Here is a 9,412-nt window from a genome sequence, read left to right on the forward strand (position 1 = left end):
GGGAGCACGGCCATGAACATGAACATCATGAACGTCGATTACTCGACCAAGATTCCGAACAACGTGAATCTCGCCGAAGACCGCCAGGTGCTGAAGGCGCTGGAGGGCTGGCACCCCGGCTACATGGACTGGTGGAAGGACATGGGGCCGGACGGCTTCCAGGAATCGCTGGTCTATCTGCGCACCGCCTATTCGGTCGATCCACGCGGCTGGGCCAAGTTCGACTACGTGCGGATGCCGGAATATCGCTGGGGTATTCTGCTTGCGCCGCAGGAAGAGAACCGCGTCATTCCGTTCGGCGAGGATTTCGGCAAGCCCGCCTGGCAGGAAGTCCCCGGTGAGCATCGCGCGATGCTGCGCCGCCTGATCGTGATCCAGGGCGACACCGAGCCGGCCTCGGTCGAGCAGCAGCGCCATCTCGGCAAGACCGCGCCGTCGCTCTACGACATGCGCAATTTGTTCCAGGTCAATGTCGAGGAAGGCCGCCATCTCTGGGCGATGGTCTACCTCTTGCAGAAGTATTTCGGCCGCGACGGCCGCGAGGAGGCCGACGATTTGTTGCGCCGCCGCTCGGGTGACGCGGATTCGCCGCGCATGTTAGGGGCCTTCAACGAGGCGACGCCGGACTGGCTGTCGTTCTTCATGTTCACCTACTTCACCGACCGCGACGGCAAGATGCAGCTGCACTCGCTGGCGCAGTCGGGCTTCGATCCGCTGTCGCGCACCTGCCGCTTCATGCTGACCGAGGAAGCGCATCACATGTTCGTCGGCGAGACCGGCATCACCCGCGTCGTGCAGCGCACCTGCGATGCGATGAACGAAGCCGGCATCTCCGATCCGAACGACATCGCCAGGATCCGTGCGCTCGGCGTCATCGACCTGCCGACGATCCAGAAGAAGCTCAACTTGCACTACTCGCTGTCGCTCGATTTGTTCGGCTCCGAAGTGTCGACCAATGCGGCGAACGCCTTCAACGCCGGCATCAAGGGCCGCTACAAGGAAACCACGATCGAGGACGACCACCAGCTCAAGAGCTCGACCTATCCGGTCATGAAGATGGTGGACGGCCAGATCAAGCTGGTCGACGAGCCGGCGCTGACCGCGCTCAACATGCGGCTGCGCGATGACTACACGCAGGATTGCGTCAAGGGCATGCTGCGCTGGAACAAGGTGATCTCGACCGCCGGCATCGACTACAAGCTCGCGGTGCCGAACACCGCCTTCCACCGCCAGATCGGCGAGTTCAAGGACATCCATGCGACGCCCGATGGCCTCCTGATCGACGATGCCACCTGGGCCAAGCGCAAGAACGACTGGCTGCCGTCGACCGCCGACGGCGACTTCATCGCCTCGCTGATGAAGCCGGTCACCGAACCCGGCGAGTTCGCCTCCTGGATCTCGGCGCCGAAGGTCGGCATCGACAACAAGCCTGGCGACTTCGAATATGTGAGGATCGAGAGCTGATCGGCTCGAGCATGATCCGGAAAAGTGCGAAGCGGTTTTCCCTCGCGACAAACCCGGAACGCGTTTGCGCGGAGATCATGCTCAAGCAATAGACGTGGTCATGATGCGGGATCGCATCATGACCTAACAGTTCCTTTCCTCCCGGAGGGGCCGAAAAGGGGTGAGCCGATAAGGTCCTGGCTCGCTCCTTTTCTTTTTACGTCGTGCGCTCATTCCGTCATCACCCGCGAAAGCGGTGATCCAGTATTCCAGAGACGGCGGAGCAGGATTGAGCGGCCGCGCCGTACTGGATGCCCCGATCTAGCCGGGGCATGACAGCGGTAGAATGGCGCCCAAGGTCGATCGTCGCGATACCGTGCTACCCCGCGATCTCCAGACCCGCGGTCGCGTAGACCACGCCGCCATCGACCGCGATGGTGTTGCCGACGACATAGTCGCCGGCGCGCGAGGCGAGATAGATCGCGGTGCCCGCCACGTCCTCGTCGCTGCCGACCCGCCGCGACGGGACCCGTTGCGCGACTTCGTCGGCGTGGTCGCGCGCCGCCCGGTTCATGTCGGACTTGAAGGCGCCCGGCGCGATCGCGGTGACGTTGATGTTGTCCTTGATCAGCCGCGTCGCCATGCGTCGCGTCAGATGGATCACCGCGGCCTTGCTCGCGGCATAGGAATAGGTCTCCATCGGGTTGACGAAGATGCCGTCTATCGAGGCGATGTTGATCACCTTGCCCGGTCTGTCGTGCGTCGCCGCCGCGCGCAGCGGCTTGGCCAGCGCCTTGGTCAGGAAGAAGATCGACTTGACGTTGAGGTCCATGACCTTGTCCCAGCCGCTCTCCGGGAATTCGTCGAAATCCGCGCCCCATGCCGCGCCGGCATTGTTGACGAGGATATCGAGCTTCGGCTCGCGCTTGATGATTTCACCCGCGAGCTTGTCGCAGCCTTCGACGGTCGAGATGTCGATCGGCAGCGCGATACATTCGCCGTCATAGGCGGCGGAGAGCTCCTGGGCGGTGGCCTCGCAGGGACCTGCCTTGCGCGCGGTGATGTAGACCTTGGCGGCGCCCTGCGCGAGGAAACCGGCCGCGATCATCTTGCCGATGCCGCGCGATCCCCCGGTCACCATTGCGACGCGGCCTTTCAGTGAGAACAGATCCTTGAACATGCGCTCCTCCATTGCGTTGCCAGTGGTTCTGGGCGCGGCCGGGGATCGAGTCAAGGAAGCTGAATACCCTCTCCCCCTGTGGGAGAGGGTGGCGCCGCAGGCGCAGGGCGAGGGGTCTCTATCCGCGGAGACAGACCCCTCATCCGTCGCGGATTTCGCATAGCCGATGCGTGGCATCGGCGATCTTCGAGAACGGTGGCCGCAGGCCACCTATGGCCACCTTCTCCCACAGGGGGAGAAGGGCAGCAGAGTTACGCGCTCACAAAGGGAAGAAGGTTAGGCGATCACGCCGCATCGATGCGGCGGAAGCCGTTCCACACCGCGGTGGCGGCGCCGGAGGTCAAGACCGGCAGCAGGCGGGCGTCCTGGTAATTGCCGTTCAGCGAGACCCGCTGCAACGCCGTCAGATGGTCGGCGCTTTCGGGAAACAGCATGCCCGGCCGCGTCGTCACCGCGGTTCGAAAGCCGATCGACTTGGCGAGGGCGAATTCGCGCTGCCCGGCGGCGATCCGGTCGCCATAGGGATAGGCGAGATGCAGCGTCGGCCGTTGCAGCGCGTCCTCGATCCGCGCCCGGCTGGTCGCGAGCTCGAACGATGCGACGGTCTCGCTCTGCTTGGCGAGATTGCAATGGGTGATGGTGTGGGCGCCGATGGTGACCAGCGGATCGTCGGCAAAGCCGCGCAACTCGTCCCAGGACATGCAGAGCTCGCGCGCGATGCCGGCCTCGTCGACGCCGTGGCGGGCGCACAGCGCGGATATCTCGGCCTGCATCTCCTTCTCGCCCGGCAGCGAACGCAGCCAGTCGTGCATGCGGCCGAACGCTGTGCGCTTGGCTTGCGGTGTCGCGGTGTCGATCCGCGTCATGACGCCGGCGATCGGCACCTCGATGGCGGACGCTGTCGCGATCACCCGCTCCAGCGCGATCCACCACAGTTTGCCGCAGCCCTCGGCGAAATCGCTTGCGACAAAGACGGTGAACGGCGCGCCGAACTCGCGCATGACCGGCAGCGCGAAATCGCGGTTGTCGCGATAGCCGTCGTCGCAGGTGAAGCAGGCGAAGCGCCGCGTGAAATTCCGTTCGGTGAGGCGGCGATGCGCCTCGTCCATGCTGACGATCTCGACGTCGAGTGCGCGCAGATGCGTCAGCATCGCGCGCAGGAAATCCGGCGTGACCTCGAGATGGTGGTTGGGCTGGAACGCGTCGCCGCGCCGCGGGCGGACGTGGTGCAGCATGAAGATCGTGCCGACGCCGGCGAAGATCGGCCGCAGCAGATGGTGCGCGCCGGAAAAATACAGCGCCTCCAGCCCGGCACGGATCACGGTGTTGCGGAGTTGTTTCATGAGGGCGCGGGGCGGCCGATTTGCATTCCGCCGCAAACTTAGCGAAAGACCACTGAAGAAACTGTTATCCCGATCCGACATAGGGCCCCGCCGTGGTGCCTGATTTGGGGTTTGACAGTCAGCCAAGGGTTTGTTTTCTCTCTGCTTCCCGACCCCGCAGGATGCTGAATGCACGGACTTTTCAAGTGGAGTAGCAAGTGGTGGCCTGGGATGATTCCGCTGGTCGTCCTGTGGGGTATCGCGGCCTGGACCTCAACGGCCACGGTCGAAGCGGACCTTGCCGCGCGCTCCAATGCCGCATTGAAGGACACCGTCCTCGACAAGCGCCGCATCGGCGTCGACGGCCGCGACGTCACGTTTGCGGCCAACGCCTTCTCCGAAGACGGTCGTCTCAGCGCGGTGGCGTCGGTCGAGGCCGTGCCGGGCGTGCGGCTCGTCAACGACGAGACCCGCCTCGTTCCCGAGGCCAAGCCGTTCGTCTGGTCTGCCGAACGCGACGTGGTGCGGGTCACGCTTGGCGGCAATGCGCCATTGCCGTCGAGCAAGAGCAAGCTGGCCGAGGCCGCGAAGGCCAGCCTCGGTGGTGTCGAGGTGGTGGATCAGATGGCGCTCGCCCGTGGCGCGCCGTCGCGGTTCGACACGGCGGCGCTGTTGCTGCTCGACCAGATCGGTAAGCTGAAGGAAGGCAAGATCACGCTGACCGACAACAAGGTCAATCTCGCGGGCATGGCGCGCGAGCTCGGCGGACGCGAAGCGGTCGCGGCGGCGCTGAAGAACCTCCCGGAGGGCTATTCGATCGCCGCCAACGATATCAAGGCGCCGCCTTACGTGTTTCAGGCCTACAAGGACCCGGTCGCGGTGACGCTGACGCTGACCGGCTACGTGCCGGATAACAACGTGCATGCCGCGCTGGTCGCAGCCGCCGGCCGCAAGTTCTTCAGCGAGAAGGTGGTCGACAATCTCAAGGCCAGCCTCGGCGCGCCGTCAGGATTTGCGGCGGCGGTGGTGCCGGCGCTCGGTGCGTTGTCGCGGTTGTCGACCGGCACGCTCGTGGTGTCGGATCGCGAGGTGAAGCTGTCGGGCGATGCGCTCTATGATGCTGCGGCCGGCCAGATCCGCGACGGGCTCGGCAAGGACTTTCCGCAAGGCTGGCAGTACAAGGCCGAGGTCACGGTCAAGCCGGCGGCGGCGCCGGTCGATCCCACCGTGTGCCAGCAGCTGTTTTCCGAGATCTTCTCCAAGGGCAAGATCCGCTTCGAGTCCGGCAAGGCCGACATCGTTGCGGATTCCGCCGGCCTGCTCGACCGTCTGATCGAGACCGCGATGCGCTGTCCCAACGCGACGATCGAGGTCGCCGGCCATACCGACAGCGACGGTGAGGAAGCGGCGAACCAGGCATTGTCGGAGCGGCGCGCGCAGGCCGTGGTCGATTATCTCGTGCGCGCCGGTCTGCCTGCCAACCGCTTCACGCCGATCGGGTATGGCAGCACGCAGCCGCTGGCCGGCAACGAGAATGAAGACGGCAAGGCGCAGAACCGCCGCATCGAATTCGTGGTGAAGTAGCGATGACCGTGCTCGCGACATTCTTCTGGGGTTGGCTGCTCGGCGCAGCCCTGCTTGGCTTCGGCATGGGCTGGATCGCGGTGGTGCATCGGGCACAGGCCGTCTCGAAGGTGTGGATGATCTGGCTGGCCGTACTCGCCGCCGCGCTGGTGGCGGCATCGTTCGCCCGGGTCGTGCCCGGCCGTTTCGGCTACTGGCTCGATCTCTTCCTGATCATGTTCGCGCTCTATCTCGTCGGCTGCGCGATCGGCTCCTGGCTGCGCGACTGGGTGGTTTCGCGCAGCAAGCCGGCGAGCTGACCCCAAACCCTTGATCCAACGGACTTAAGCGATTTCGTCGCTCGCCGGCGGCGTCGCATCGATCATATTGCTTGACATCAATACGTACGTACGTATTAAATGTTGCCCATGCCGAAACCCTCTCTCCGCGATGCCATCCTCGACGCCGGCCTGAAGGAAATGTTCCGGACCGGCTATCACGGCACCAGCGTGCGCGACGTCACCGCCGCGGCCGGCGCGCCGCAGGGCTCGTTCACCAACCATTTCCGCTCCAAGGAGCTGTTCGCGTCGGAAGTGCTCGATCGCTACTTCCTCTATGTGCGCGGCCTCGTCGCCGAAGCGCTCGGTGACACGACGCTGCCGCCGCGCGACAGGCTCCGGCGCTATCTCGATCTCATCACCGGCAAGCTGGCGCATGACGGCTTCACCCGTGGCTGCCTGATCGGCGATTTCAGCCTCGAGGCGTCGGGCTCGAGCGAGATGCTGCGTGAGCAGCTCAACGAGATCTTCCGGGAGTGGCGCGCGCCGTTTGCGGCCTGCATCACTGAGGCCCAGGCCAAACGCGAGATCGCCTCCGACTTCGATCCCGATGCGCTTGCCGATTTCCTGCTCGCATCCTGGCAGGGCGCGATGCTGCGCATGAAGGTCGAGCGCAGCGAAGCCGCGCTCGAGCGTTTCAAGACGATCGCCTTCCAAACCGTGTTCAAGGAGTTGCCATGACCATGTCTGCCGATATCAGCCTGCATCATCGCCCGGTGCTCGGAACCACGATGGCCTATCACGAGCTTGGGCGCAGCGACGCGCCGCACGTGCTGTTCCTGCACGGCAATCCGACCTCATCCTATATCTGGCGCAATATCATGCCGCTGGTGGCGCCGGTCGGGCACTGCATCGCGCCCGACCTGATCGGCTACGGCCAGTCCGGCAAGCCCGACATCGCCTACCGCTTCTTCGACCATGCGGACTATCTCGACGCGCTGATCGATGAGCTCGGCATCAGCTCGGCCTATCTCGTCGCGCAGGATTGGGGCACGGCGCTCGCGTTCCATCTCGCGGCACGTCGTCCGCAACTCGTGCGCGGGCTCGCCTTCATGGAATTCATCCGCCCGATGCGGGATTGGTCCGACTTCCACCAGCACGAGGCTGCGCGGGAGACGTTCCGCAAATTCCGCACGCCGGGAGTAGGCGAAGCAATGGTCCTCGACAACAATGCATTCGTCGAACGCGTGCTGCCCGGCTCGATCCTGCGCACCCTCAGCGACGAGGAGATGGAAGCTTACCGTGCGCCGTTTGCGACGCGCGAGAGCCGCAAGCCGACCTTGATGCTGCCGCGCGAGCTGCCGATCGCGGGCGAACCCGCCGACGTCGATCAGGCGCTCACCACAGCGCACGCGGCGCTCGCGGTGTCGACCTATCCGAAGCTGCTGTTTGCGGGATCACCGGGCGCATTGGTGTCGCCGGCCTTCGCCGCGGATTTCGCGGCGAAGCTGCAGCATTGCGCGGTCATTCAGCTCGGTGCGGGCGCGCATTATCTGCAGGAGGATCATCCGGAGGCGATCGGTCGCTCCGTTGCAGGGTGGATCGCCGGGATCGAAGCCGTGAACGCGCAACATCTCGCGGCATGAGTGGATGGGAAAGCACGCCATGACCGACCTCTCGATCATCTATTGCCGTCCCTGCGGCTACGAGAAGCGCGCCAGGGAGGCCGCCGCGCTGCTGCGCGAACGGCTTGCGCTCGATGCAGAGCTGGTGCCCGGCAAGGGCGGCGTCTTCGAGGTCAAGCTTGACGGCAAAGTGATTGCCAAGCGCGTGAAGGGGCATTTCCCCGATGCCGCCGAAATCGTCACCGCTGTGGCCGCGGCACGGGCATAAAAATCGACGCAGGCCTGCCTGATTGCCGTCGCATGACCATTGCGGCGGCGATTTTCGCAGCACGAGCGCTATGGCGTCGCTCATGCCCCCGTAGTTTTCCGGATGGTCTTGCGCACCGTTCGGCGGGCTAACTGCCGCACGTGCATGTCAAGCCTTGTCGAACGTGGCGGGAAACGCGCATATTTGTGCATCCGCTGTCATGAATCATCCCTAATATCTTGAAGATGCGCGTTTTATTGTCGTTTGACGAATTCCACTCCGGCTTAAAACGCGCTACACGGGGCGGGGCACAGCGAAGCGCCGGCGGAGTTCGCCCGGGAGCCGTCGTCGCGGGATCGCAATTCGAGGTCTAGATGCTGGAAGCAATACGCAGGGCGATGGCGTTTCTGCGCCAGAAGCAGATCCTGCATCGGCTGGGTGTTGTCATCAGCATCGCCGTCATCGGCATCGCCTGCTACGTCCTCTATCACATGCTGCGCGGCATCAACACCAATGAGGTGCTCGAGGCCATCAAGAGCACCGAGCCGCGGCAAATAGCGCTGGCGGGACTGTTCGTCGCAGCCGGCTACTTCACCCTGACCTTCTACGATCTGTTCGCGGTGCGCGCGATCGGCCACGCCCACGTGCCCTATCGCATCAATGCGCTCGCGGCGTTCACATCGTATTCGATCGGCCACAACGTCGGCGCCAGCGTCTTCACCGGCGGCGCGGTGCGCTACCGGATCTATTCGGCCTGGGGATTGAACGCGATCGACGTCGCCAAGATCTGCTTTCTCGCCGGTCTCACCTTCTGGCTCGGCAATGCCGCGGTGCTCGGGCTCGGCATCGCCTATCACCCCGAGGCCGCCGCCAACATCGACCAGCTGCCGCCCTGGCTCAACCGCACGCTGGCATTCGCGATCATCATCGCGCTGGTCGCCTATGTGGTCTGGGTCTGGACCCAGCCGCGGGTGGTCGGCCGCGGCCCCTGGACGGTGACCCTGCCGGGCGGTCCGCTGACCCTGCTGCAGATCGCGATCGGCATCGTCGACCTCGGCTTCTGCGCGCTGGCGATGTACGTGCTGGTGCCGGACGAGCCCAATCTCGGCTTCGTCGTGGTCGCGGTCATTTTCGTGTCGGCGACCCTGCTCGGCTTCGCCAGCCACTCCCCCGGCGGGCTTGGGGTGTTCGACGCCGCCATGCTGGTCGGCCTCTGGCAGATGGACCGCGAGGACCTGCTCGGCGGTATGCTGTTGTTCCGCCTGCTCTACTATATTGCGCCGTTCGTCATATCTGTAATCTTGCTGACGTTTCGGGAGGTTATCGTTGGCGCCCGACTCAAACGGCTGCCGCAGGCTGATTCGGGTCCCCGCGCAGAGCCGCATGAGGCGGTTCTGGTCCGCAAGCGCGGTGACTCCGGCGTCTGATGAAGCGGCCCGATGCCTCCCGAGGGACGGTCGCTATGACCGCGCCTGGGCGAGACATGAACCGACGGGAAGAAAGCCACCGCGATGGCAATTGACGATTCTCCGCCTTCCATATTCTCGCCCTGGCCCGACCGGCTGCGCCATTCCGCGCTGATCCTGCTTGCCGCAGCGCTGGCGTTGAGCGTCGTGGTCGCGCTGGGCGAATTGTCGCTGGTGCGCGCCTGCGCGGTGTTCGTCTGCATCGCGGCCGCGGCCCTGGTGCCATGGCGGCTGCATGATGCCGGCACCTCGCGCGAGGATGTCCGCCACGGCAATCCGGTCGAGGCT

The 9,412-nt window shown here is 64.7% G+C and carries 9 protein-coding genes and 1 pseudogene; 8 read left to right on the top strand and 2 right to left on the bottom strand.

All coding sequences use genetic code 11. The features are described 5' to 3' along the window. The first annotated feature begins 12 nt into the window (after nt 1-12). Nucleotides 13-1,464: a benzoyl-CoA 2,3-epoxidase subunit BoxB gene (boxB, locus tag H8A95_RS26280; protein ID WP_229185843.1), complete on the top strand. Its 1,452-nt coding sequence runs from the start codon at nt 13-15 to the stop codon at nt 1,462-1,464. Nucleotides 1,465-1,822: 358 nt separating this feature from the next. On the opposite strand, the gene H8A95_RS26285 is transcribed toward boxB, so the two are convergent. Both H8A95_RS26285 and H8A95_RS26290 read right to left on the bottom strand, forming a co-directional pair. Next, nucleotides 1,823-2,623 (bottom strand): SDR family oxidoreductase, encoded by an 801-nt coding sequence (locus H8A95_RS26285; RefSeq protein ID WP_229185844.1) that lies wholly within the window; start codon nt 2,621-2,623, stop codon nt 1,823-1,825. Nucleotides 2,624-2,907: 284 nt separating this feature from the next. Continuing rightward, complete coding sequence (locus tag H8A95_RS26290) at nt 2,908-3,966, bottom strand: polysaccharide deacetylase family protein (protein ID WP_229185845.1); 1,059 nt, start codon at nt 3,964-3,966, stop codon at nt 2,908-2,910. Nucleotides 3,967-4,134: 168 nt separating this feature from the next. Between H8A95_RS26290 and H8A95_RS26295 the strand changes: the two genes are divergently transcribed. The 7 genes and pseudogenes from H8A95_RS26295 to H8A95_RS26325 form a co-directional block, all read left to right on the top strand. Next, nucleotides 4,135-5,529, top strand: coding sequence for an OmpA family protein (locus H8A95_RS26295; protein ID WP_229185846.1), 1,395 nt, complete (start codon nt 4,135-4,137; stop codon nt 5,527-5,529). A gap of 2 nt (nt 5,530-5,531) precedes the next feature. Beyond that, a complete protein-coding gene (locus H8A95_RS26300) occupies nt 5,532-5,828 on the top strand; it encodes a hypothetical protein (protein WP_229185847.1) in 297 nt (98 codons plus the stop codon). Nucleotides 5,829-5,936: 108 nt separating this feature from the next. After that, nucleotides 5,937-6,527, top strand: coding sequence for a TetR/AcrR family transcriptional regulator (locus H8A95_RS26305; RefSeq protein WP_229185848.1), 591 nt, complete (start codon nt 5,937-5,939; stop codon nt 6,525-6,527). Continuing rightward, nucleotides 6,524-7,432 (top strand): haloalkane dehalogenase, encoded by a 909-nt coding sequence (locus H8A95_RS26310; RefSeq protein ID WP_229185849.1) that lies wholly within the window; start codon nt 6,524-6,526, stop codon nt 7,430-7,432. Before H8A95_RS26305 ends, H8A95_RS26310 begins: the two co-directional genes overlap by 4 nt. 19 nt (nt 7,433-7,451) lie before the next feature. Next, a complete protein-coding gene (locus H8A95_RS26315; protein WP_229185850.1) occupies nt 7,452-7,679 on the top strand; it encodes a SelT/SelW/SelH family protein in 228 nt (75 codons plus the stop codon). A 353-nt stretch (nt 7,680-8,032) separates the two neighbouring features. Next, complete coding sequence (locus H8A95_RS26320; protein WP_229185851.1) at nt 8,033-9,085, top strand: putative bifunctional lysylphosphatidylglycerol flippase/synthetase; 1,053 nt, start codon at nt 8,033-8,035, stop codon at nt 9,083-9,085. An 84-nt stretch (nt 9,086-9,169) separates the two neighbouring features. Further along, nucleotides 9,170-9,412 (top strand): annotated as a pseudogene (locus H8A95_RS26325) (two-component sensor histidine kinase); the annotation flags it as partial.

The sequence above is a fragment of the Bradyrhizobium oropedii genome, assembly GCF_020889685.1.
Classification (GTDB): Bacteria; Pseudomonadota; Alphaproteobacteria; order Rhizobiales; family Xanthobacteraceae; genus Bradyrhizobium; species Bradyrhizobium oropedii.